Origin of the sequence: Vibrio sp. 1557 (assembly GCF_033340175.1) — a bacterium.
Lineage (GTDB): Bacteria > Pseudomonadota > Gammaproteobacteria > Enterobacterales > Vibrionaceae > Vibrio > Vibrio alginolyticus.
Genome location: NZ_JAWOVZ010000004.1, coordinates 159,164 through 182,398, shown reverse-complemented (window position 1 = coordinate 182,398; position 23,235 = coordinate 159,164). Strand labels below are relative to the sequence as shown.

General features: G+C 45.0%; 22 protein-coding genes. 4 read left to right on the top strand and 18 right to left on the bottom strand.

Features of this window, described 5'->3' with window-relative positions; translation table 11 throughout:
- Position 1: 1 nt before the first annotated feature.
- The 4 genes from R7070_RS07990 to htpX form a co-directional block, all read right to left on the bottom strand.
- Positions 2-1,312, bottom strand: coding sequence for an NAD(P)/FAD-dependent oxidoreductase (locus R7070_RS07990; protein WP_158159614.1), 1,311 nt, complete (start codon positions 1,310-1,312; stop codon positions 2-4).
- 12 nt (positions 1,313-1,324) lie between these two features.
- The gene (locus tag R7070_RS07985; RefSeq protein ID WP_054577961.1) at positions 1,325-2,050 is read right to left on the bottom strand and encodes an SDR family oxidoreductase; all 726 of its coding nucleotides are present in this window, start codon (positions 2,048-2,050) and stop codon (positions 1,325-1,327) included.
- Positions 2,047-2,466, bottom strand: coding sequence for a nuclear transport factor 2 family protein (locus tag R7070_RS07980; RefSeq protein WP_005378211.1), 420 nt, complete (start codon positions 2,464-2,466; stop codon positions 2,047-2,049). The genes R7070_RS07985 and R7070_RS07980 overlap by 4 nt, the downstream gene beginning before the upstream one ends.
- Positions 2,467-2,675: 209 nt before the next feature.
- Positions 2,676-3,545, bottom strand: a complete 870-nt coding sequence (gene htpX, locus R7070_RS07975) for a protease HtpX (RefSeq protein ID WP_005388085.1) — start codon at positions 3,543-3,545, stop codon at positions 2,676-2,678.
- 509 nt (positions 3,546-4,054) lie between these two features.
- On the opposite strand from htpX, the gene R7070_RS07970 reads away from it, so the two are divergent.
- The gene (locus R7070_RS07970; RefSeq protein WP_005378215.1) at positions 4,055-4,222 is read left to right on the top strand and encodes a hypothetical protein; all 168 of its coding nucleotides are present in this window, start codon (positions 4,055-4,057) and stop codon (positions 4,220-4,222) included.
- Positions 4,223-4,304: 82 nt separating this feature from the next.
- On the opposite strand, the gene bioD is transcribed toward R7070_RS07970, so the two are convergent.
- From bioD to bioB, 4 genes are read right to left on the bottom strand one after another with little or no spacing between them, the layout of a single operon-like run.
- Positions 4,305-4,991 (bottom strand): dethiobiotin synthase, encoded by a 687-nt coding sequence (gene bioD / locus R7070_RS07965; RefSeq protein ID WP_005378217.1) that lies wholly within the window; start codon positions 4,989-4,991, stop codon positions 4,305-4,307.
- Positions 4,988-5,809: a malonyl-ACP O-methyltransferase BioC gene (gene bioC / locus R7070_RS07960; RefSeq protein WP_064376603.1), complete on the bottom strand. Its 822-nt coding sequence runs from the start codon at positions 5,807-5,809 to the stop codon at positions 4,988-4,990. The genes bioD and bioC overlap by 4 nt, the downstream gene beginning before the upstream one ends.
- Positions 5,809-6,960: an 8-amino-7-oxononanoate synthase gene (bioF, locus tag R7070_RS07955; protein ID WP_256900321.1), complete on the bottom strand. Its 1,152-nt coding sequence runs from the start codon at positions 6,958-6,960 to the stop codon at positions 5,809-5,811. Before bioF ends, bioC begins: the two co-directional genes overlap by 1 nt.
- A complete protein-coding gene (gene bioB / locus R7070_RS07950) occupies positions 6,947-7,999 on the bottom strand; it encodes a biotin synthase BioB (protein WP_085569599.1) in 1,053 nt (350 codons plus the stop codon). The genes bioF and bioB overlap by 14 nt, the downstream gene beginning before the upstream one ends.
- A gap of 130 nt (positions 8,000-8,129) precedes the next feature.
- On the opposite strand from bioB, the gene bioA reads away from it, so the two are divergent.
- Positions 8,130-9,410 carry an adenosylmethionine--8-amino-7-oxononanoate transaminase gene (gene bioA / locus R7070_RS07945; RefSeq protein ID WP_115385863.1) on the top strand — a complete coding sequence of 427 codons (1,281 nt, stop codon included), beginning with the start codon at positions 8,130-8,132 and terminating at the stop codon, positions 9,408-9,410.
- Between the two features lie 69 nt (positions 9,411-9,479).
- On the opposite strand, the gene R7070_RS07940 is transcribed toward bioA, so the two are convergent.
- The 8 genes from R7070_RS07940 to lrp form a co-directional block, all read right to left on the bottom strand.
- On the bottom strand, positions 9,480-9,746 hold the full coding sequence (locus R7070_RS07940; protein WP_132936554.1) for a DksA/TraR family C4-type zinc finger protein: 267 nt from the start codon (positions 9,744-9,746) through the stop codon (positions 9,480-9,482).
- Positions 9,747-9,883: 137 nt separating this feature from the next.
- Positions 9,884-10,312, bottom strand: a complete 429-nt coding sequence (locus tag R7070_RS07935; protein ID WP_115386395.1) for a hypothetical protein — start codon at positions 10,310-10,312, stop codon at positions 9,884-9,886.
- Positions 10,302-11,204: an N-acetylmuramidase domain-containing protein gene (locus R7070_RS07930; RefSeq protein WP_104975211.1), complete on the bottom strand. Its 903-nt coding sequence runs from the start codon at positions 11,202-11,204 to the stop codon at positions 10,302-10,304. The genes R7070_RS07935 and R7070_RS07930 overlap by 11 nt, the downstream gene beginning before the upstream one ends.
- Positions 11,205-11,407: 203 nt before the next feature.
- On the bottom strand, positions 11,408-12,715 hold the full coding sequence (gene serS / locus R7070_RS07925; RefSeq protein WP_005437179.1) for a serine--tRNA ligase: 1,308 nt from the start codon (positions 12,713-12,715) through the stop codon (positions 11,408-11,410).
- Positions 12,716-12,806: 91 nt separating this feature from the next.
- A complete protein-coding gene (locus tag R7070_RS07920; protein WP_264301753.1) occupies positions 12,807-14,162 on the bottom strand; it encodes a replication-associated recombination protein A in 1,356 nt (451 codons plus the stop codon).
- Complete coding sequence (gene lolA / locus R7070_RS07915) at positions 14,163-14,789, bottom strand: outer membrane lipoprotein chaperone LolA (protein WP_104975210.1); 627 nt, start codon at positions 14,787-14,789, stop codon at positions 14,163-14,165. It abuts the gene before it with no gap.
- Positions 14,790-14,850: 61 nt separating this feature from the next.
- Positions 14,851-17,898 carry a DNA translocase FtsK 4TM domain-containing protein gene (locus R7070_RS07910; protein ID WP_062730708.1) on the bottom strand — a complete coding sequence of 1,016 codons (3,048 nt, stop codon included), beginning with the start codon at positions 17,896-17,898 and terminating at the stop codon, positions 14,851-14,853.
- Between the two features lie 152 nt (positions 17,899-18,050).
- Positions 18,051-18,545 (bottom strand): leucine-responsive transcriptional regulator Lrp, encoded by a 495-nt coding sequence (gene lrp, locus R7070_RS07905; RefSeq protein WP_005378234.1) that lies wholly within the window; start codon positions 18,543-18,545, stop codon positions 18,051-18,053.
- 156 nt (positions 18,546-18,701) lie between these two features.
- On the opposite strand from lrp, the gene ald reads away from it, so the two are divergent.
- Positions 18,702-19,826 carry an alanine dehydrogenase gene (gene ald / locus R7070_RS07900; RefSeq protein ID WP_005378241.1) on the top strand — a complete coding sequence of 375 codons (1,125 nt, stop codon included), beginning with the start codon at positions 18,702-18,704 and terminating at the stop codon, positions 19,824-19,826.
- 93 nt (positions 19,827-19,919) lie between these two features.
- Here ald and R7070_RS07895 read toward each other — a convergent pair whose 3' ends face one another.
- Positions 19,920-21,116: a methyltransferase gene (locus R7070_RS07895; protein WP_053349491.1), complete on the bottom strand. Its 1,197-nt coding sequence runs from the start codon at positions 21,114-21,116 to the stop codon at positions 19,920-19,922.
- A gap of 53 nt (positions 21,117-21,169) precedes the next feature.
- Positions 21,170-22,144, bottom strand: coding sequence for an HTH-type transcriptional regulator CysB (cysB, locus tag R7070_RS07890; RefSeq protein WP_005388967.1), 975 nt, complete (start codon positions 22,142-22,144; stop codon positions 21,170-21,172).
- A 313-nt stretch (positions 22,145-22,457) separates the two neighbouring features.
- On the opposite strand from cysB, the gene R7070_RS07885 reads away from it, so the two are divergent.
- Entirely contained in the window at positions 22,458-23,222 is a 765-nt protein-coding gene (locus tag R7070_RS07885; RefSeq protein WP_005378247.1) for a hypothetical protein, read from the top strand.
- The last annotated feature ends 13 nt before the right edge of the window (positions 23,223-23,235 follow it).

Here is a 23,235-nt window from a genome sequence, read left to right as displayed (position 1 = left end):
ATCACGCTGCGCCTTTTTCGAAAGGAACCACATTTTGTTCGCGGTACTTTTCTTCTAGTTCTTTCACAACATCAAGCGCGCTACGCACGCCATCTTCATGAAAACCGTTGTACCAATAAGCGCCGCAGAACCAGGTACTTTGTTTACCCTGTATCTCATTTTTGCGCTGCTGCGCTGCAATAGACTCAGTGGTGAATACTGGATGATGATAAGTTAACGAACGCAAGACTTTATTTGAGTTAATTTGCTCAGTACTATTCAACGTTACACAAAACGTGTGTTCTGATTGAATATGCTGAAGAATGTTCATGTTATAAGTTAGCGAAGGGAGGCGTTGCTGTTCCTCCTCACTGCCTTCCAATAGGTAGTTCCATGATGCCCATGCTGCCTTACGTTTTGGTAGTACGGCAGAGTCGGTATGAAGAACAACTTCATTTGCTTGGTATGTCATATCCCCCAAGATTTCCTGCTCAATTGGGCTGATATCCTCTAGCATTCTCATTGCTTGATCACTGTGACAAGCAAAGATAACGTCATCAAACCAATGCGTTTCTCCGCGAACTTGAACGCCAACCCCTTTTTCGTTGCGAACCACTTTTTCGACAGGACTATTAAGACGAATATTCTCGGCAAAGCCTTTGGTCAATGGTGGAATGTATGAACGTGAACCACCTTTAATCACATACCATTGTGGTCGGTTAGTCACATCTAGCAGACCGTGGTTGAGGAAGAAACGTAAGAAGAACATAAGAGGGAATGCGCGCATGTCAGCTAAAGTCGACGACCAAATCGCAGCACCCATCGGTAAAATGTAGTTATCGGTAAAGAAAGCACTGAATTTGTGTTCGTCAAGGAACTCACCTAACGTCTGAGAGTGCGTGGACTGCTCGCTAGCGAAGCGCTTGGCAAGTTTATTGAAACGAAGTATCTCGAAGATAAATCGATAAAATTTAGGGTTTGCCCAGTTACGTTTTTGAGCAAACAATGTCGACACTGTGTGGCCGTTGTACTCTAGTCCGTTCCCATCATTTCTGACACTGAAGCTCATTTGAGTCGGCAGACCTTCAACGCCAATCTCGCTCATCATTTTAATGAAATTAGGGTACGTACGATCGTTATAGACGATGAACCCAGTGTCTATCGCGTATTCTCTACCATCAAGGCTCACATCAACGGTTGCAGTATGGCCACCGATGTAATCGTTCGCTTCAAAAAGCGTTACATCATGTTCTTTATGCAAGTAATAACCACAAGTAAGGCCAGAGATTCCCGTTCCCACAATCGCTATCTTCTTTCTTCCTGCTGTTTTCATTTTTATTCCTTCTTATGATACGAGTTTAGCAGTTAGGCGAGCTTGCCAACTGTATGGAAGTAACGAGATAAAACGTAAAATACTGGTAAATCTCGCTGGGAAATAGATATAGGTCTTGTTGGCGGCTAACTGCTTCCTGATAGAGTCCGACGCTTGCTGAGTAGAAATGATCATTGGCATTTCGAAGTCGTTTTTGTCAGTCAACGGCGTTTCAACAAAACCAGGAAACACCGTTACCACTTTGATCCCTTTCTTTTTCAAGTCGACGGCGAGCGTGCGTGCAAAATAACTGACTGCCGCTTTGGATGCGCCGTAAGCTTCTGCACGAGGCAGTGCCACTTCTGATGCGATAGAGCCAACAATAACAATGCGGTGCCCTCTCTCTAAATGTACTTGGCAGCCTTCAACGCAGTTGGCAACACCGACAACATTTACGTTCATCACACGCGCCATGAGTTTCGCGTCGACCACTCCCTCATCCATGTACTCACAATCGCCTGCGTTAAAAACCCATGTGTTTGGCGTAAAGGGCAAATTAGAGAGCGCCTGCTGAGTTTCCTCATAATTTGTCACATCAAACTGCAATGTATGAATTTTGGAAGAAACTGCCTCCAGTTCTGCAAGAACATCTTGATTCCGACCACAAGCAATCACATTCCATTCTGAGGTCGCGTAATCTAGGGCAAGCTGTCTTCCTATTCCGGAGGTGGCGCCTGTGATTAAAATGGTGTTGTTCATTGTCCTAACCTCTGCTTGATGGTTTTAACGACTGAACCAAGTAATGGTAAATGCTCATAGAGCATCTCTCCGAGATCAAAATAGTCTCGGTGATAAATGACCTGACCTTCGCTAAATTTGAGGTGCGAAACACCATTGACGAGAATAGGCGCACCCTTCTGAAGTTTGGGATGCTGAAGGTCCATTGTCCAAGTTAGGAAGCCTGTATCTCCGACTTGTTGATGCTCATGGATTACAAAATCACAACTGATGACGTTGGCATATAATGAGGTGAAATAATCCGAAAGTGCTGGCCATCCTTCTAAACGATGCGCTGCGTCCTCAAATACTACATCTTGGTGATATATATCCTTAAGCAGATGTAAGTTCGCTTTGTTGAGCTTTTGATAGATATTGCCAACAGACTGTATGTCCATTTTTTACTCCTACACGCCCATTAAGTTGTACAAAATTATTATATGTACAAGATAGTTCATTCCTCCAAAGTTGTACAAAAATAATTTTGTATAACTTTATTTCTGTAAGTAGTACGTGATGAAGTTCGCACGCGATCAATCGGCGAAAAAAAAGGCTTGGTCAAAACCAAGCCTTTTCAGCAGATTAACAATTATTTAAGTAGGCACAATTAGTATTGCTGGCCTCGCAACGCTGCAATACGTTTATCTAGCGGAGGGTGGCTCATTAGTAGCTCAGTCAGCGACTGCTTGCCATTGATACCAAACGCCATCATGGTGCCATCCAGTTGAGATTCATGACTCACCTTCAAACGCTCTAGAGCCGCAATCATTTTTTCTTTGCCAACGAGGCGCGCAGCACCTGCGTCCGCGTGGAATTCGCGATGACGGCTGTACCACATAGTCAAGAAGCTAGCTAGGAAACCAAATACCAGTTCAAGCACCATGGATACGCCAAAGTAAACCATCATATTTGTACCTTGGCCTTCTTCATCATCGTTCGATGCCACGATATTGGCAATAAAGCGTGATAGGAAGATAACAAACGTGTTCACGACACCTTGCATCAACGTCATCGTGACCATATCACCATTTGCAATATGGCTCACTTCGTGTGCAAGTACTGCCTCTGCCTCATCACGAGTCATATTGTGTAAAAGACCGGTAGAAACTGCGACAAGAGAGTCATCTCGTTTTGCACCTGTCGCAAATGCATTGATGTCTGGTGAATCATAAATAGCCACCGTTGGCATACCAATACCCACTTGTTGAGCTTGACGACCCACAGTTTCGACTAACCAATGCTCCGTTTCGTTGCGCGGGCTTTCAATGACCATACCACCAACCGAGCGTAGCGCCATACCCTTTGACATCATCAACGAAATAAATGCGCCACCAAAACCAAATACAGCAGCCATTACAAGTAAACCTGACAGACTGCCTGGTTGCATTCCAGTTACAGCGTAAACAATATTCAGAACAACACTAAGCACTAGCACGACAGCTAGGTTAGTTGCTAGGAATAACATAATTCGCTTCATTACTTTTCTCCGAGGAAGCTTATCGTTTTTTTAAAACGGATTGTTATAAGGAACAAATGGTAATCGCTATAAAAGCCAATTCCGTTGATTTTCATGTTCCGTACGTTATAGATATAGTCTATCCGCGATAAAAACAAGGTTAAGCAATAAATTGCAACATTTGTTTTCGGGACTGAAATATTTGATTCAAGCGATTTCAAAACATACTTTGGTAGGAGCTGGAACCTCCGTTCATATACATTTATCAAAATGATAAAATAAGCTCTGAGCTACCCATCATCTATTGATAGATGATCTTGGTGTTAAATCTATCACCTCTTCGCAACTTAGCTAGAAATTTTTTAATAGACCAAAAACAGTACGTTAGCTCTGCTATAGACTTTGGTCTTATTGTGCGGCCACATGGACATGCTAAATTCGAATGAGATGAACAAAACAGAGCCACTCTAAGTACATTGCAAAAAGTGCATTGGGTGAGCTCAAAAACTCCATGTATTGAGGGAAAAACCATGGTAGAAACTAACGACTATCAAATGGCTATTGATTTACTGCGTTGTCACCTAGGCATCTCAGAGGACGAGGCAAAGCAACAACTTGGTATTTCAACCGATCATCATATGTCTCAGCGTGTTGCTGAAACACAACAAGCATTGATGGGGCTCAGCCAAGATAAGTAATCTGACTTTTTAGGTTACACCAACAAGAAAGGGCTGCATTGCGCAGCCCTTTGGGTTTTTTAGTCTTTTATCCTAAACACCATTAGTCAGTGTTTAGCAACGGCTCTACATTAATGTACTTGCCCAACTCTTTGCGTTTAGCACTTGGAATATATGGAATTTCCCCAAGCTTAGGTGCATCGATACGTGCTTCTAGCATCTCGATAATGTCAGCGTAGTGCTCTGTGCCAGGGTTGACGCGGTTTGCCACCCAGCCAACAAGATTCAAACCATCCGCTTTAATACTCTCCGCTGTGAGTAAAGCGTGGCTCAAACAGCCTAATTTAATGCCAACCACCAGTACAACAGGTAACTGCTCTTCTTTTACCCATGTAGATAAACAGTCCGTATCGGATACTGGCACACGCCAGCCTCCAGCACCTTCAACGAGAACAACATCGGCTTGCTGCTTATGTTGAGCCAGTTTTTGACTCAGAACATCGTAGCTTATTTCGACATGTTCATGCTTCGCTGCAATGTGGGGAGAAGCAGGCAACTCTAAAGCGTATGGGTTCACATCATCATAGGCCACATCGAGTGTTGCGGCGTCTTGTAAGTGTAAAGCATCAGAGTTACGCCATCCGGCTTCAGTCTTGTCACTCCCTGCTGCCACTGGCTTATAACCAATAGTGTTTAGTCCTTTTGCAGCGATCGCTTGCAAAATGGCTTTAGACGCTACCGTCTTTCCAACATCAGTATCCGTACCAGCAATAAAAAAAGCATCAATCATAGATGTATTACTCCAAAACAAACCTGATAACTTGCAGGTAGAAGACCTTGATCGTTTTTAAACGCTTGGTACGCATGCTCAACTTTTAACAAAGTCTCGCGACTAGTTAAACCGTGTGGGCGCCCGCTTACGTGATTTGCACCTATACCTTTGAGGTCACGCATAACTGAAAATGCAGAGTCGTACCAAACTGTGATGGTGGTCAAGTCTAGTTGATGGCTGTCACATCGAGATTGCGCTAACGCAATTTTTACCTGATTGAGCGTTAGAAAGTTATTGACGTGTTGATATGCATCAATTTTTTCCCATGATGCACGCAGCTCATACAGTGATCCATCAACCAGTGTAGAGAACCACGCTTTCCCACCATTTTTTAGCACGCGGCGCACTTCTTTTAGTGGGTAACTTAAATCTGTACACCATTGCAGCGCTAAACTTGAAAACACGTAATCGAAGCTATCATCGTCAAATGGTAAGTTTTCAGCATCAGCAACTTGGTAGTGCATTCGTACTGCACCACAACGCTGCTCTGCTTTATCTAACATGGCTTGAGAGATATCGCCGCAGACTACTTCCGCACCGCGTTGTTGAAGTAGTTGGGAGAAATAACCCGTGCCACAACCTAAATCCAATACACGTTTTCCCGTCAAGTTTTCAGGAAGTTTATCAAGCAGCTGATGCCCGACATCACGTTGAAAAGCCGCATGTTTATCGTATGTTTCTGCTGCTTTACCAAACGAAGAGGCAATCGCGTCTTTATCTTGATGGAAACTCTCTAACGCGAGCGTTTGCGCTAATGCGGTAGTTGCATTATCCATTACAGCGCTCCTAATGCTTGCTTCAATGCCATTGAAAGCGTTTTAACTTGTTCGTTGGTGTGATTGGCAGTGAGTGTGATTCGAAGGCGAGACGTCCCTTTAGGCACCGTCGGTGGTCGAATAGCGGTAACCCAAATGCCGTTTTGTCGACAAGCGCTCGCAACCTGCAAAGCCAGTTCAGATTCACCAATCACAAACGGCTTAATCGAAGTCTGAGTCTCAACAAAGCCCTCCAGATCGCTGAGGCAGTCTCGATACACTTCACTAAGCTCAGAGAGCTTTTCACGTCGCCAAGACTGCTCTTGAACCATCGAGACTGCATGAGTCAACGCATACGCTTGTGCTGGCGGTATCGCCGTGGAATACACATGGTGACGAGCAAACTGAGTTAAAAAGTCCCCCGTTGCGTGGTCACATAAAATAGCCGCGCCAGACATACCAAACGCTTTGCCGAAAGTAACGATCAGTATCTCGGGTTTAACCGTTGCCAACTCGCAAGAACCACCACCGGATTGACCAAGAACGCCAATACCATGAGCGTCATCGACAGCAAACCAAGCATCATGACTACGAGTGACTTCAGCTATATCGCTAAGCGGCGCACAGTCGCCGTCCATGCTGAATACCCCTTCAGTCACAACTAGATGGTTGTCTTCGCTATTAATCAGCGACTTTAGGTGCTCGATGTCATTGTGTTTGAAGCGCTTCATCTTAGCTGGTGACAACGCCCCCGCTTCCATCAGTGAGGCATGGTTCAAACGGTCTTGGATCAATACGTCTGATTTTTCCAACAAGGTGAACAACAAGGCTTGATTAGCACTGAATCCAGAACCAAACAGAATTGCTCTGTCGTAACCCAACCATTCGGTCAGTGCGGCTTCTAAATTGCTGTGCGCGGCACTAAAGCCAGTCACCATCGGTGATGCTCCACTGCCACTACCATATACGCTTAAACCTTGCTGCCAAGCCCGAACAAGCGCTTGGTCATTAGCCAATCCCAAATAATCATTACTTGAGAAATTAATGTAGCGTCTACCTTCGTGTTCCAAAACGGACTGGTTACCGGCAAACACCACATTCATAGAACGATTCAACCCTTGCGTTTTACGCTCAGCAAGGGCGGACTCGATACGAGATTTAAACGCTGGCATCGTAGAAAAGGTCGTCTTTTGTTGGACGAGCAGCAACGCGATCTACGACGCGATCGAGTAACTCGTTTTCTTCGATTTCATCAGGTTTTTGAGACACCTCTTGGCTGTTAATACCGAGCTTGTTGAACAGCATCATGTCTTTGTCTTCAGAAGGGTTTGGCGTGGTCAGAAGTTTGCAGCCATAGAAAACGGAGTTTGCACCCGCCATAAAACACAGCGCTTGCATTTGTTCGTTCATGTTTTCACGGCCAGCGGATAAACGAACGGCTGATTGAGGCATCATGATTCGTGCAATCGCAATCAGGCGAATGAAATCGAAAGGCTCAACATCATCCACTTCTTCCAGTGGTGTCCCCTTTACCTTCACGAGCATGTTGATTGGAACGCTTTCAGGGTGTACCGGCAAGTTAGCCAATTCAACCAACAAACCTGCTCGGTCGTTAGCACTTTCACCCATGCCGATGATGCCACCGGAACAGATCTTCATGCCAGCATCACGTACGTGAGATAAAGTATCTAAACGGTCTTGGTAAGTACGTGTGGTAATAATGTTGCCGTAGAACTCAGGTGAGGTATCTAGGTTGTGGTTGTAGTAATCCAGACCTGCGGTTGCCAATTGCTTTGCTTGATCTGGTGTCAACATACCTAATGTCATACACGTTTCTAAACCCATGTCCTTCACGCCTTTGATCATGTCGGTCAAATGCGGCATGTCACGCTCTTTTGGATTTTTCCATGCTGCGCCCATACAGAATCGAGTAGAACCAGCATTTTTGGCTTTTTGCGCAGCATCGAGTACGCGTTCTACTTCCATCAGACGCTCTTTCTCGATGTCTGTGGTGTAACGAGCACTCTGAGGACAGTACTTACAATCTTCTGGACAAGCACCAGTCTTAATCGACAGAAGCGTGCTTACTTGAACATGGTTGGTTTGTTGATATTGACGATGTACAAGCTGCGCTTCGAATAGGAGATCCATGAATGGTTTTTCCATGAGATCGCGCACTTCAGCATGCGTCCAGTTATGACGAACTTCCACGTGTATTCCTTTAGTCACTTTTGTTGTTGTGTTGACAGTCTACTGAGTCTCGATAAACTGTCAACACAACGCAAAAGAACAAAGTTTACATCTGTCTATTTTTTAACCTCAATTATTATTGGAATCGCACATGGATCTCGCCTTCGACCGCCAGCATATCTGGCATCCTTACACTTCGACATTGACACCTCTGACCTGCTACCCAGTGGCATCGGCAAATGGTGTTCATATTAAATTGGAAGACGGTACTGAGCTGGTCGATGGCATGTCTTCTTGGTGGTCGACGATCCACGGCTACAACCATCCGCATTTAAATCAAGCCGCTCACCAGCAAATCGATCAGGTCTCTCACGTGATGTTTGGCGGGATTACCCACCAGCCAGCAATCAGTTTGTGTAAGAAGCTATTGTCCCTTGCACCAAATAACCTTGAACATGTATTCCTTGCCGATTCAGGCTCCGTTGCCGTAGAAGTCAGCTTAAAAATGGCACTGCAATATTGGCATGCAAAAGGCGAACGCCGACCGAAGTTTCTTACTTTGCGACACGGTTATCACGGCGACACCTTTGCGGCTATGTCGGTTACCGATCCTGATAACTCAATGCACTCTCTTTACAAAGGCTTTTTGCCTGAGCATATCTTTGCGGAGTCACCAACTTGTGGTTATTGGGATGAATGGAAGCCAGAGGACCTTACTGACTTCGAGCACAAGATTGAAACGCACCATGAAGAACTTGCTGCGGTGATCCTAGAACCTATTGTTCAAGGCGCAGGCGGCATGCGCATCTACCATCCAGAATTTCTCAAAGGCGTGCGTAGGCTTTGCGACAAATACGGCTTGTTATTGATTGCAGATGAGATCGCTACCGGATTTGGTCGTACCGGTAAGTTGTTTGCCTGCGAACATGCAGACATTCAACCAGACATTCTGTGTGTCGGGAAAGCACTCACTGGCGGCTACATGACCCTCTCTGCGACTCTGGCGAGCAAACACGTAGCAGACACCGTTTGTGGTGGTGATGCAGGCTGTTTTATGCACGGTCCAACCTTTATGGGGAATCCACTCGCCTGTGCTGTTGCCACCGCAAGTTTGGAATTGATTGAGCGAGGTAATTGGCAGCAACAAACCCAACAAATTGAAACGCTGTTTTCTGAGTTACTACCAAAACTTGAAGAATACGAGTTGGTGAAGAACACCCGTTGGCTAGGTGCCATTGGCGTAGTGGAGACGCATCGCCCTGTGAATATGGAAACCATCCAAGCCTTGTTTGTTGAACACGGAGTTTGGATTCGTCCATTTGGCAAACTGATTTATATGATGCCGCCGTTCATCAGCAAGCCGGAAGATATTGAGAAGCTAGTTAACGCGATTGATGCTGCGTTGCAACGTAAAGACTGCTTCGCTTCATAGTCCAATTCAATACGAAAACGGTTTGAGTATGAGACTCAAACCGTCTCATTATTTATTAGAACAGTAAAGTTATCGGAGTTGACTGTCTTTACTCGCTCGTCGATTGAACAATGCTTGGCGTTGAGACACCAATTCGATTGTTGACTGACATTCGATACACAAACGAACGCCTTTCATAGCAAAACGACGTGCTTCTGGGATCTCATCACCACACTCATCGCAATAATGGGCGCTTTCACCCCTTGTGATACTGCCACGAACACGGGAAATCTCGTCGTCTATTGTGTTTTGAATTTGTTGGCTGACGCTATCGTCATTTGCCCACCCTACGGCCATAAGCCCTCCTCGTTACTTGAATGAGAAAATCTACTTACCGTGGTAAGGTGGATGATTATATCGATTACAAATAACAAGATAATTAGGATAAATTCGAAAACACTATTACGTTTTAGTAATAATTACTCTGTAATCGATTATTCGGCACTCTCATGGAAAAGCAATGCAAGGTTACTCATACTCCCTTCCTCACATTCAAAGTACTGCGTTTGCTCAGGCTCTCTCAAAGTAACACTGAGTATTTTCTCTACCTCACCAAACTCCTCGCTAAAGTACTCACTGACTAATATGACGCGCTCACCAATACTAAATTCCAGTGACTTCTCATCTACCAACGCTCGATGATACTGGTCTAATTTAAAGTCCTTTACAGCTAAGGTTCTTTCAATACTGCTCCCCCCTAAGTTAAGCTCCGACAGTAGAACCTGACTGTTTATATTTTCTATTGATATTTCTAGACGGTTAGGATGTGAAGCATCACACTTAAATAGCGCAGTATTAGTGTGGCTGGAAGCACAAGCAGATGAACTAAAAATAAGTCCAAGCAAAGAAATGTTACGCAGCATTTTTAATCGAAGCATATTTTTTGTAAGCCTTTTCTAATTTGACGTCGTATTGATTTTTCTGATACTCAGAACCATTGTAACCACGAGCAAAGGCAGCCCAATTTTTATCTCTTATATGTTCACCTAAGCCAGACTTTTGGATAAACGTAACAAAAGCCTCAAGTTGTTTCTTCTCTGACTCGAATACAGCTTTAACAAAGGATTCAGCGGTAACATGACCAGCTAACTTGAAATTAAAGCCCATAATTTGGAAACGTCCCCAAGATGCGGAGCGGATTGCTGCATTTGAATTCAGTTCAATCGCTTTATTTAAACGTACGTATTCTGAGATACCACCAACATACAGACTTCGATTCCAATGCCGACTTGAAATACTTGGATGACTGTTATCGTAGGCTCTTGAAGTGAGTCTCGAAAATATATGAGCCTCAAACAAAATCTTTGGCTTACCATTGCTAAAGTAGGCTTCTCCTCGGCTCTCAACTTCCGCTACAGCTTTAATAGCAGCGACTTCGCATTCAAGGGTTTCAGCTACTTTGCGATAATCCAAGTCCGTCAACGCATCTCTTGAGCCAACCAAAGGTAACGTATATGCCACCGCAGTCTCAGGTGTTCGTTTTAAATAATCATTCAGCTTACGATGGCTTCTTCCATTCACATCTATCCTTCCATCTGGACGAACCATCCCAACAAGGCTTTTCTGAAAAGCTTTAATTGCGGCGACAGTCTTGGAGTTTTCCGGTCTAGAGCCTAGTTTCCCATCCACTTTAAGTTCCTTTACTCCCTTTAAAGAACCAAGCAATTGGTTAATAGACCTTTGTACCGTACGAATATCAGCATCCACATTTTTACCACCCAAGCCAACAGAGCCGCTTATTCTTATTGAAGCCATGAAAGTACCTCCTCTTTATCTTTTGGAGGAGCTTGTCACGCTCAATGAAGCTTAGAAAAATATCATTAGGGGCTGGTTTTAATAATTTAGGCTAACTATGCAATACCTCACCCTACATTTACATAACAACGTATTTTCACTCGACGCAGATAACAAAAAACCCAGCACTAAGGCTGGGTTTTGGTGTTCTAGTGGTTAATGAATTAACCGATGTGCGTTGCGCCCGCCATGTACTTCTGAAGTACTGTAGGGATTGCAATGCGGCCGTCTGCTTCTTGGTTGTTTTCTAGGATAGCAACCATTGTACGACCTACAGCAAGACCAGAACCGTTTAGCGTGTGTACAAGCTCAGGTTTCTTCTCGCCTTTACGACGGAAACGTGCTTGCATACGACGAGCTTGGAAATCCCACATGTTAGAACATGAAGAAATTTCACGGTAAGTTTCTTGAGCAGGAACCCAAACTTCTAGGTCGTAAGTCTTACGAGCGCCGAAGCCCATGTCACCTGTACATAGAACCACTTTACGGTAAGGAAGCTCTAGAAGTTGTAGAACTTTCTCAGCGTGACCTGTTAGCTCTTCTAGTGCGTTCATTGAATCTTCTGGCTTAGTGATTTGTACTAGCTCAACTTTGTCGAACTGGTGCATACGAATCAAACCACGAGTATCACGACCGTAAGAACCTGCTTCTGAACGGAAACATGGCGTGTGAGCTGTCATCTTAATTGGTAGATCCGCTTCGTCAGAAATCGTGTCACGAACTAGGTTCGTTACAGGTACTTCTGCAGTAGGGATTAGAGACAGTTTACGTGGCTCTTCGTCGTTTACTTTTTCTACTAGCGGCTCAGTGTGGAAAAGATCTTTACCAAACTTAGGAAGCTGACCAGTACCGAATAGGCTGTCAGAGTTTACTAGGTAAGGTACGTACATTTCTGTGTAGCCGTGCTCTTCAGTGTGAAGATCCAGCATGAACTGAGCGATTGCACGGTGTAGACGAGCAAATTGGCCTTTCATCACGATGAAACGTGCGCCAGTGATCTTAACTGCACTTGCGAAGTCTAGACCGTCGCCCATTTCGCCTAGGTCAACGTGATCTTTCAGTTCGAAGTCGTAAGACTTTGGCTCACCCCAACGAGAGATTTCAACGTTGTCGTTTTCATCTTTGCCATCTGGCACTTCATCTGCTGGGATGTTTGGTACAGAAAGCGTGAATTCGTCTAGTTGAGCCATTACTTGCTCAAGTTCAACTTTCTTCGCATCAAGATCGCTACCTAGCGTACCGATTTGTTTCTTGATCTCTTCTGCGCCTTCTTTGTCGCCAGCCGCCATTTTTTGGCCGATTTGCTTGGAGATGGAGTTACGCGTGGATTGTAAATTTTCTACTTCTACTTGAATGGACTTACGTTGTTCTTCAAGTTTACGAATAGTATCTACGTCTAGCTTAAAGCCACGACGCGCCAGTTTAGCAGCTGTTTCATCCAGCTCTGTACGAAGTAATTTAGAATCCAGCATTGTTAATCCTATGCTTTTTGTTGTGAAATCACGCGCACTTTCCAAGCGTACGCGTTAAAAAAATTTACTAAACAAATGTATCCAAAAACGCCTACTTTTCATAGCGCTTTTGTGGGCTATTTGCGTCTAAAGTAGCCAAGTAATCTAACTTTTCGCCGATTTTGGTCTCCAGACCACGATTTGTCGGCTGATAGTACCTACGATCGCCCATTTCAGGCGGCAAATATTGCTCACCTGCTGCGTAAGCACCAGGCTCATCGTGAGCATAACGATACTCAGCCCCATAACCCATGTCTTTCATCAAACTGGTTGGCGCATTTCGAAGGTGATGCGGCACTTCATATTCAGGTAAGTTATGAGCGTCCGCTAGCGCTTGTTTCCAAGCAACGTAAACGGCATTACTCTTTGGAGCGCACGCGAGATAAACAATAGCTTGAGCAATCGCACGTTCACCTTCTGCTGGACCAACGCGTGTAAAACAGTCCCACGCGGAGAGTGCCACTTGCATGGCTCTAGGGTCCGCATTGCCGACATCTTCCGATGCTATCGCAAGTAATCGACGGGCAATATAAAGAGGATCACAACCCGCAGCAATCATACGTGCAGCCCAGTAAAGCGCCGCATCTGGGTTAGAGCCACGAATGGATTTGTGGACCGCAGAGATTAAGTCATACCAGATATCACCTTTGTTATCGAAGCGAGAGACTTTCTCCCCTGCCACTTCAGCCAGCAACTTAAGCGTGATCTCTTTTTCACCTTGCGCATTGTCTTCTGCCATGTCGTAGAGCAGCTCAAGATAATTGAGAGACATGCGAGCATCACCGTTGACCAGTTCTGCTAGGCGGTCTAATACGTTATCAGCGAAATGTGCGGGTGTATTGCCCAAGCCACGCTCTTTGTCACTGATCGCTTGGTTCAGCGCCAGTGAGATTTCATCTCTATCAAGAGACGTTAGCTTGTAGACACGTGCACGTGACAGCAATGCGTTGTTTAACTCAAACGACGGGTTTTCTGTCGTCGCACCAATAAAGGTAACCGTGCCATCTTCGATATGCGGTAAAAACGCGTCTTGTTGAGATTTGTTGAAGCGATGCACCTCATCCACAAATAAGATGGTGCGGCGGCCCGCCATTTTGTTCTCACGTGCTTTCTCGATTGCTGCACGGATTTCTTTCACACCAGACGTTACGGCAGACACACGCTCTACTTCAGCATTAGCGTAGTTTGCAGCCACTTCCGCTAATGTCGTTTTGCCTGTGCCTGGTGGTCCCCAAAGGATCATAGAGTGAATGTGACCCGCCTCTAGCGCACGGCGCAGTGGCTTACCAGGGCCTAAAATGTGCTGCTGTCCAATGTATTGCTCGATTGTTTCCGGTCTCATACGAGCAGCAAGGGGACGAAAATCTTCGTCCCCCGAGAAATCTAATGTGTAATTACTCACTACCAATTAATTCCTTTGGTCATCCACTTCCACACCTTTTGGAATTGTGAATGTGAATCTGTCTGCTTTTGGTTTACCCAGCTTCACGTTGTTAAAGGTGAACAAACCTTTTTGGCCGTCTTGCTCAACCACGTTGAAGCCTTTCACGACACCTTTGGCATCAATATTAATCTGGAATTGACCTTGTGTGGAGTCTACTGCGGTAGGAATGAGAGTGAACTGGTCACCTTTTTGAAATATTTTGTAGTTATTCCAATCACTTGCTCGGTTACGCGTTAGCAAAACAAATGGCGTTTGCTCTGTTGCTTGCTCTTGCCAGTAGATGCTCACTTGCTCGATGAATGGGCTGTAGTACCACAATGTCTTACCGTCAGAGACCAATAGGTTCTCATCAGGGAATGTTGTACTCCAACGGAACAGGCTTGGGCGAGCGATTTCAACCATACCTTCTCCTACCATAACCGTTTCGCCTTCAGGGCTGATAACCTGCTGAGAGAAATCCGCACTAAAGCCATCATTCATAGAAAGGCGTTTGTTTAATTCATCTTTAGGAGATGCTGCGTGTGCGGTAGAAAAGAGGGAAAAGCTTAAAACAAGCGCAGAGAAAAGTTTCGCTGAAAATAGTTTTTTCATTCAGATACCTATTATTAGAACCACTCACCTCAGTTGGACTGAGGTGAGTAAAACAAGTTCATTAATCTTTTGGTGGCGCAGGTGCCAGTACTTCACGGTTACCGTTATGACCCGGAGCACTTACGATGCCCTGCGCTTCAAGCTGCTCTACAATACGGGCGGCACGGTTGTAACCTATCTTAAATCGGCGCTGAACACCGGAAACCGAACCTCGACGTGATTGAACCACGTGCTCAACAACTTGATCGAAGAGCGGGTCTACATCTTCATCCGCTTCCATTTGCTCACCAGGCAATAGACTTTCTGGAGTTTGATCTCCACTGATGATCTCTTCAATGTAGTTCGGTTTACCACGCGCTTTCCAGTTGTTTACAACAGCATGAACATCATCATCTGATGCAAATGCACCGTGAACACGAGTTGTATGACTTGATCCCGGCGGTAGATACAACATATCACCCATACCAAGTAGTGATTCTGCGCCGCCTTGATCTAGGATTGTACGAGAGTCCGTTTTAGTCGATACCGTAAACGCAACACGAGTTGGAATGTTCGCTTTAATTAGACCGGTAATAACGTCAACCGATGGACGCTGAGTCGCAAGAATTAAGTGAATACCTGCCGCACGCGCTTTTTGCGCCAAGCGAGCAATCAGTTCTTCAACTTTCTTACCTACCACCATCATCAGGTCAGCAAATTCGTCAACAACAACGACGATGTAAGGCAGCTTTTCTAGCAATGGCGGTTCAGTATCCATGCTGTCGCCTTCTTGCCAGAACGGGTCATGGATTGGGTGGCCCGCTTCTGCTGCCATCTTCAATTTTTCGTTGAAGCCCTTCACATTACGTACACCTAATGCCGACATCAATTTGTAACGACGTTCCATCTCGCCCACACACCAACGTAGAGCGTTTGATGCGTCTTTCATATCAGTCACAACTTCAGAAAGAAGATGAGGGATACCTTCATAAATAGAAAGCTCTAGCATTTTCGGGTCAATCATGATGAAGCGTACATCTTCTGGGCCTGCTTTATACAGCATGCTCAAAATCATCACGTTCACACCCACCGACTTACCAGAACCTGTTGTACCTGCTACTAGCACGTGAGGCATCTTCGCAAGATCGGCCACCACAGCTTCACCCGCAATGTCTTGACCTAACACAACCGTTGTTGGTGACGTTGCTTGCTCAAACTGAGGGCTACTGATGACATCAGATAAATAGACCGTCTGACGACTCATGTTTGGCAGTTCCAAACCGATGTAAGGCTTGCCAGGGATTACTTCCACGACACGTACCGCCATCGCAGACAATGCACGCGCTAAGTCAGTTGAAAGACCAGAAATACGACTTACTTTCACCCCCGGCGCCAAATCAAGCTCAAAACGAGTGATCACTGGACCAGGATAAATACCAACCACATCGGCTTTGATTTTGTAGTCAGCGAGTTTGCTCTCTACCAATCGAGCGACCTGCTCTAACGCATCACGGTCGATAAAGTTATCACGTTTTTCTGGATGATAAAGCAACTCGAGCGTTGGGAGTGGCTCTTCCGGAACTGGCAAGTTTTCTTCTTTCTGTACCAAAAATGGGTTCTGTGTTGCAGCGACTTTGGCTTGCGCATTGGAAACCATATCTTGGAATGCGGTAACGTCTTGGTCGTTGTCTTGGACCTCTTCTACCTCCACTTTTTGAGGTGCAGGTTCAAATGTTGTTGAAGGTGTTGCAACTTGCTGATGAGGCGTTGTTGGCTGTACTTGCTGCGCAGGCTGAGACTCCACTTCGTCTTCATCATCTAACACATCAAAGTCAGAGATCGTAGGCTCAATATGTTGGCTCGATTCCGTTTGCGCCGTGATGCTATCTAATACAGCAGAATCAATTGCAGGCTCTTCATGTACAGGATGCTCAATACTTGGCTGCTGTACTTGCTCTGCTTCAAATTGTTCGTACTCCGCATAATCTGGTTCAACACTGATCGGTTCTTCTGTAGCTGTATGTTGCTCGACATAGGAAGAATAAGTGTCTGCAAATGATGGGGTAGCCTGTTCTTCAGTTCCCCAGTCATCTGCTTGTTGCGCCGCTGCTTCAAGCTCCTCTATCGTAACATTCAGTTGCTTGGTGCGTTCCAAGAGCGGATCAACGTTATCAGTGTTAACCGTATGGATAGGTTGTATTTTAGGCTCAGGTTCAGAATAAACTGGCGCAGCATTAACCGTAGCCTTGCGTTGTGGTGGAGTCGGTTCTACCATCGCCTGTTCCGCAGGCTTATCAGGTTTCGCTTGCGGCATATAAATAGGATACTCATGCGCTGGCGCCGACTCTTTCGGTTCATCGACATCGTACGCCGTTAAATGAGGAAGCGGCTCATCATCAATTTCATGGTCTACATTATGTTTAGGCGTAGAGACTTTATCTTCTACAAACTCATCAAGCTGAGGTTCTAAAACTTCCTGCTCTGAACCTCTTGCCTTATTTGCAAGCGCGGCGATTAGTGCTAATGCACGATCACCAAGCCATTCCACGATGTTAAGCCATGAGATGCCAGTGAAGAGCGTAAAGCCCGCTCCCCACAAGAACAGCAGTACCAATGTGGTACCGAGTACATTTAATGTAGGTAAAGCGAGGCTAGACAACACATCCCCGACCACACCTCCGGATGAAAAATACCAAATGTCATCAAAATTAATATCGGCAAGACCGCAACTGGTCATAATAAGGACTACAAGACCGAGCAGCCTTGTACCCCATAGCATGAAATCAATGGGCTCATCTTCTCCTCGTTTACGGCAAATCACCCATGCAGCCGCCGCTAGCAAGAAAGGGATTGGGTAAGCGAGAGAGCCAAATGTGAAGAATAGAGTATCGGCTAGCCAAGCGCCGAAAAGGCCACCAGCATTATCGATATCCCCTCCCCATGCGGTTTGGGACCAAGAAGGATCGGCCGGACTGAAGGTAAATAGTGCAACCGCAAGCAATACCGAGCTAAGAACGCCAACGATAAAGCAGCACTCTTTTAAGCGTTGGAAGCCATTTAAGCGTGAAGACTGGGGCTCTTCACTGGTTTTGATAATGGTTTCGACTTTCTTTGCGTTCTCTTTGAACATAAATCAACTTGAATATGGAAATGAAATAGGAAATTGCAAAACATTCCGAGCGGCATCAAGCCGCTCGGTAAATTGATTTAACCATATCAAGGAGAAAAACCCAATTACTCTCTGGCGAAAGCGGAAGCATATACCGCTTTCTTTGCAAGAAATTAACGAGTTTTGATCACAAGCTGGTTAGATTGTTTCACTTCTTCCATAACAACGTATGTGCGAGTGTCATTTACGCCAGGTAGACGTAGTAACGTATCGCCCAATAGTCGGCGGTAAGCACCCATATCTGATACACGGGTTTTAAGAAGATAGTCAAAGTCACCTGAAACAAGATGACACTCTTGTATGTCGTCTAGCTTTTGAACAGCTGAGTTAAACTGCTCAAACACATCCGGCGCACCACGGTTTAGCGTAATCTCAACGAATACTAATAGTGATGCATCCAGGAACTGCGGATTCAATAATGCAGTATACCCTGTGATATAACCCTGACGCTCTAAGCGACGTACACGCTCCAAACATGGCGTTGGAGAAAGTCCCACACGTTTTGAAAGCTCAACGTTTGAAATACGACCGTCTTTCTGCAGCTCATTAAGAATGTTGCGGTCGATACGGTCTAGTTCCTTGGACGGCTTTTTATAGTTGTCTGCCATTTTTTATTCCACCTTATTACTTCCTTGCAAAAAAATATACTACAACTTTTTAATATTTGGTGCCAAATTTTACAAATCTATAACTATACTAGTTATTAATTCGACAATAACACCCTACTAACAGTTAATACAACCATTATAGAAAGAGGATACAGGATGATCATTGGCGTACCTAAGGAAATCAAGAATCACGAATATCGTGTTGGTATGATCCCAGCTAGCGTGAGAGAACTCATCTCACATGGTCACCAAGTTTTAGTTGAGACCAATGCAGGTGCCGGCATTGGTTTTTCAGACGATGATTACATCGCTGTCGGCGCATCCATTCTCCCTCATGCTGCTGACGTATTTGCGCAAGCAGACATGATTGTAAAAGTAAAAGAACCCCAAGCAGTAGAGAGAGCAATGCTCCGCGAAGGGCAAATTTTATTTACTTATTTACACCTAGCACCAGATTTTCCACAAACTGATGAGCTAATCAAGAGCAAAGCTGTCTGTATAGCCTATGAGACTGTAACAGATAATATGGGTCGTTTGCCACTGTTAGCACCAATGTCAGAAGTGGCAGGTCGGATGTCTATCCAAGCTGGCGCGCAAACGTTGGAAAAATCGCACGGCGGTCGTGGTCTACTCCTAGGCGGCGTACCTGGTGTTGAACCTGCAAAAGTCGTTATCGTTGGTGGTGGCGTTGTTGGTGCAAACGCTGCTCGTATGGCGGTTGGCCTTCGCGCTGACGTCACTATTCTAGACCGTAACGTAGACACACTTCGTAAGCTTGACGAAGAATTCCAAGGTCGCGCAAAAGTGGTTTATTCTACTGAAGACGCTATCGAGAAGCATGTTCTAGAAGCGGACCTTGTTATCGGTGCCGTTCTAATTCCTGGCGCAGCAGCACCTAAACTGGTCACTAAAGAGCACATTGCTAAGATGAAGCCTGGTGCGGCAGTGGTTGACGTGGCAATTGACCAAGGCGGTTGTTTCGAAACTTCGCACGCAACAACTCACGCAGATCCAACTTACATCGTTGATGAAGTGGTTCACTACTGTGTAGCAAATATGCCTGGCGCAGTTGCTCGCACTTCAACATTTGCACTCAACAACGCTACACTTCCATACATCGTGAAGTTAGCAAATAAAGGCTACCGCGAAGCACTTCTAGAAGATAAAGGCTTCCTTGAAGGTCTAAACGTTATTCACGGAAAAGTAACGTGTAAAGAAGTAGCAGAAAGCTTTGACTTGGAATACGTTGAACCAACTCAAGCTATCGCTATGTTTAATTAATGACAAAATAAAACATAACTTGTCACGTTTTGTTTACAAAAGCCCACTCATAAGTGGGCTTTTTCATATAGAGCGTTTGGCTATAAAGAATAACTAAATCTTATATGCACAAATTAAAATATTTCTAGGCGTGACCGATTTAGGGCAAAACTCTGACAATCTAACACGGTAACCACGTTCTTCAAGATAAAGCACTTTGTCTAATGCGAGCCAGATCTCCAACGGACGTTGAAAAACAAGTTGCACTAAGCTCATTCTCTCCATTTGCCAGAAGCGTTGTTCGCTTAACTTTTCAAAATGAGAGAAATCGATTTCTTGAGGAAGAACAATGCCTTTTTGCTCCGCTGCCCAGCGACATAAAGATTCAAAACCATCACTTAATTGCGACTTACGGATACTCGGCACAGGCTGATACTCTGCCATTCCCAAAGCTTGTCGCGTGATCAAATCAAACCCAAGACGAAACATCATTTCCTGCTGACGATGACGACGCACGCGCTCTCCTCCTGTCACCGTTTGTTGTAATGGGATACGCAGTTCTTGCTTAGACAATGAGAGAGAAGAAGCCCTGCCCGATTCCGACATCGGCTGGTATTGTTCCGACTGAATCAAGTGGTAACAACAAGGTGATATGGTCATCGCAGCAATCCCATTTTCACTGCCGTACTGCATTAGACGAACGTGAAGGTCACCGCATGCATGCAGTGCTACTGCGTGTTGCGTTGGCTTAAACACGGCTTTCGCTTTGCTATCAAACGCGTCGCCTTGAATAAACGTCATCTTCCAATGATGTTCATTGGCTGCTTGTTGTCCCGAATCGCACAGTGCTTGTTGGTATTCAAAGCTGGTTACAGGCTGATCGGTTTGCGCGGTCAGGATTCGCCCCAAGTAACCTTTACCTGAGCACCATTCTAGCCATTCTTCGCCACAGTGTTGTTGAATTGCAGCTTCACCCATCGAGCTAATTTGCTCCAACTTACGTCCTGGAATACCGTTATCTAAACCACGAGCGAGTTCCAAGCCGTTTAACGACAAAAGCTCTAAATGAGTCAGTTCTGCGAGTTGTTCAAGCTCAGGCAAAAACGGACTAAGTGCTTTTAACGCGAGTTCTGGTGCTGCTTTGTATTCTTCGATTTGAGAGGGAGTAAGAGACGCTAGCCATTGGCACAGTCGAGGATGTTGCTCCTGCCAAGGTAATGATGTGTGAATGCTGCTTTTAAAAGGCTCGAATCGCCACAAAGATTGGTTTTCGATTAAGCAGTCATTAATAAATTGAAATTGCGTTTTCATAGCTCCCCCTACAACGAGCGCATTGTAGAGGGAATCGAAACATCAATGAAGTGTTATCTCACTGGAAGCTCGATGTCTTTAAACATCTCTTCGATTTCTGCATTAGACTTCAACGAAATCGCCTGCTCAACCACTGGACGCGTTAAGTGCGGTGCAAAACGTTCCATAAAATCGAACATGTAAGAGCGTAAGAATGTACCACGGCGGAAGCCGATGCTCGTGGTGCTCGCGCCAAACAAATGGCTCGCATCTATTGCAACCAAGTCACCGTCCTGCTCTTCATCCACAGCCATGCTTGCAATCACACCCACACCAATACCCATACGAACGTAAGTTTTAATGACATCTGCATCAGTTGCAGTGAACACCACTCGCGGGGTTAAACCTTCGCGGTTGAATGCTGTATCCAGCTCTGAACGGCCAGTAAAACCGAACACGTAAGTGACTAATGGGTAAGCGGCAAGATCACTGATCGTTACTTTGTCTTTCTTCGCTAGTGGGTGGTCTTTAGGCACAACTATTGAACGATTCCAGTGATAACAAGGCAGCATGATGGCATCTTGATATAAGTGAAGCGCTTCTGTCGCAATCGCAAAATTCGCTGTGCCTTTAGCTATCGCCTCAGACATTTGTGACGGTGTACCTTGGTGCATGTGTAACGACACTTTTGGATAACGAGAAGTAAAACCTTTGATGACATCTGGCAGTGCATAACGAGCCTGCGTATGTGTCGTGGTGATATTCAGTGTCCCCATTTCTGGATGGGTGTGCTCTCCAGCCACCGCTTTGATACTTTCTACACGAGCGAGAATTTCTTGAGAGATACGTACAATTTCTTCTCCAGCTGGCGTCACTTGCGTTAAGTGCTTACCGCTACGTTCAAAAATCTGAATGCCTAACTCGTCTTCCAGCAACCGAACCTGTTTACTGATACCTGGCTGAGAGGTATATAAGCTTTCCGCCGTTGCAGATACATTCAGATTATGGTTTACAACCTCAACAATATACTTCAGCTGCTGCAGTTTCATCGTAATCCCTTACTTATTCATGAGAGAGTTTATTGGCCACTCAAGCGAGCGATATAATAATTAGTTATAACGCGTTCAAATCGAAATGAACAGCAATTTCTAACTTATACCTCAATCACATACTAATAATCTTCAAGCAAGAAACAATATGCACAAAGTTTAGCCAATAAATGACCGAAGTTCTATGATGTGACTTCTATCAGTAACTAAAACGTGGGAGAGACAAAATAATCAAACAAATAAGGTGCCGAGTAAGATAAGATTCATGTATTCTTTAACGCTAGCCGCAGAAAAGTAAAGCAGACGCAAAGATATGAATATTGGTTTAATAATCGCTTTGGTAGCCATCCTACTGGTGTTAATCCTAGGCTATAACATTATGTTGCAATATAAGGTTAAAGTTGAAACCGCAAAAAGGCAGGAATCAGCACGATATGTAGCCTTGATAGATGGTACTGAAGAGTTGATTGGTCATGCGCACCATATCCCTTTTAGTAAAGAGCTGTTGTTGTGTCTAAACAATCGCATTCTTGACGCGCTAGAGAGCATGCATGAGCTGGACCCGAAGAACAAGCAACTTGCTCAACGTATCGAAAATATGAAGCAGCAGATTACGCAGCTAAAAGAGAATGGCCCTACTGGCGAGAGTACCACTTTCAAGATGCCGAGTAGTGATAAACAAGCTATCGTCATGCTTAAGCTGGTTAAACGACTTCGCGACACTATCCGTAACGAGCACAACAAAGGCCGATTAGATACCCAGACCTACGTCACCGAAAATGCGCGCTTGGAAACGATGCAAATTCGCATCAACATTGAAAATGTCATCAAAAGAGCAAACGACTCTATCGCTCGTGGTCAACCAGGCACCGCGCTTCAACTGCTGCGTAAAGGTATCGATGCTTTGAGCACTAAGAGCGATCCTTATTCTATTCAAGCGAAACAAAAGCTTGAAGAGATGTTGGGTGACTTAGATAAAAAGCGCCAAGATAAAAGCGATGCTGAAATGCAGCAGATTGCTGACAAAGAGCGTGACAATGACATGGAAGCACTCTTCGGCGAGAAGAAAAAGTGGTAACATTCACTTCAGG

What these genes read in the sequence shown, in the direction of transcription:
- bioF (WP_256900321.1), bottom strand. Translation starts at nt 6,960, where the DNA reads ATGCCAGCGTTTAAATCTCGTATCGAGTCCGCCCTTGCTGAGCGTAAA.
- R7070_RS07885 (WP_005378247.1), top strand. Translation starts at nt 22,458, where the DNA reads ATGAATATTGGTTTAATAATCGCTTTGGTAGCCATCCTACTGGTGTTA.
- R7070_RS07990 (WP_158159614.1), bottom strand. Translation starts at nt 1,312, where the DNA reads ATGAAAACAGCAGGAAGAAAGAAGATAGCGATTGTGGGAACGGGAATC.
- serS (WP_005437179.1), bottom strand. Translation starts at nt 12,715, where the DNA reads ATGCTGGATTCTAAATTACTTCGTACAGAGCTGGATGAAACAGCTGCT.
- bioA (WP_115385863.1), top strand. Translation starts at nt 8,130, where the DNA reads ATGGATCTCGCCTTCGACCGCCAGCATATCTGGCATCCTTACACTTCG.
- R7070_RS07985 (WP_054577961.1), bottom strand. Translation starts at nt 2,050, where the DNA reads ATGAACAACACCATTTTAATCACAGGCGCCACCTCCGGAATAGGAAGA.
- R7070_RS07930 (WP_104975211.1), bottom strand. Translation starts at nt 11,204, where the DNA reads ATGGCTTCAATAAGAATAAGCGGCTCTGTTGGCTTGGGTGGTAAAAAT.
- R7070_RS07935 (WP_115386395.1), bottom strand. Translation starts at nt 10,312, where the DNA reads ATGCTGCGTAACATTTCTTTGCTTGGACTTATTTTTAGTTCATCTGCT.
- R7070_RS07940 (WP_132936554.1), bottom strand. Translation starts at nt 9,746, where the DNA reads ATGGCCGTAGGGTGGGCAAATGACGATAGCGTCAGCCAACAAATTCAA.
- lolA (WP_104975210.1), bottom strand. Translation starts at nt 14,789, where the DNA reads ATGAAAAAACTATTTTCAGCGAAACTTTTCTCTGCGCTTGTTTTAAGC.
- cysB (WP_005388967.1), bottom strand. Translation starts at nt 22,144, where the DNA reads ATGAAACTGCAGCAGCTGAAGTATATTGTTGAGGTTGTAAACCATAAT.
- ald (WP_005378241.1), top strand. Translation starts at nt 18,702, where the DNA reads ATGATCATTGGCGTACCTAAGGAAATCAAGAATCACGAATATCGTGTT.
- bioD (WP_005378217.1), bottom strand. Translation starts at nt 4,991, where the DNA reads ATGATTGATGCTTTTTTTATTGCTGGTACGGATACTGATGTTGGAAAG.
- htpX (WP_005388085.1), bottom strand. Translation starts at nt 3,545, where the DNA reads ATGAAGCGAATTATGTTATTCCTAGCAACTAACCTAGCTGTCGTGCTA.
- R7070_RS07910 (WP_062730708.1), bottom strand. Translation starts at nt 17,898, where the DNA reads ATGTTCAAAGAGAACGCAAAGAAAGTCGAAACCATTATCAAAACCAGT.
- lrp (WP_005378234.1), bottom strand. Translation starts at nt 18,545, where the DNA reads ATGGCAGACAACTATAAAAAGCCGTCCAAGGAACTAGACCGTATCGAC.
- R7070_RS07980 (WP_005378211.1), bottom strand. Translation starts at nt 2,466, where the DNA reads ATGGACATACAGTCTGTTGGCAATATCTATCAAAAGCTCAACAAAGCG.
- R7070_RS07895 (WP_053349491.1), bottom strand. Translation starts at nt 21,116, where the DNA reads ATGAAAACGCAATTTCAATTTATTAATGACTGCTTAATCGAAAACCAA.
- R7070_RS07970 (WP_005378215.1), top strand. Translation starts at nt 4,055, where the DNA reads ATGGTAGAAACTAACGACTATCAAATGGCTATTGATTTACTGCGTTGT.
- bioC (WP_064376603.1), bottom strand. Translation starts at nt 5,809, where the DNA reads ATGGATAATGCAACTACCGCATTAGCGCAAACGCTCGCGTTAGAGAGT.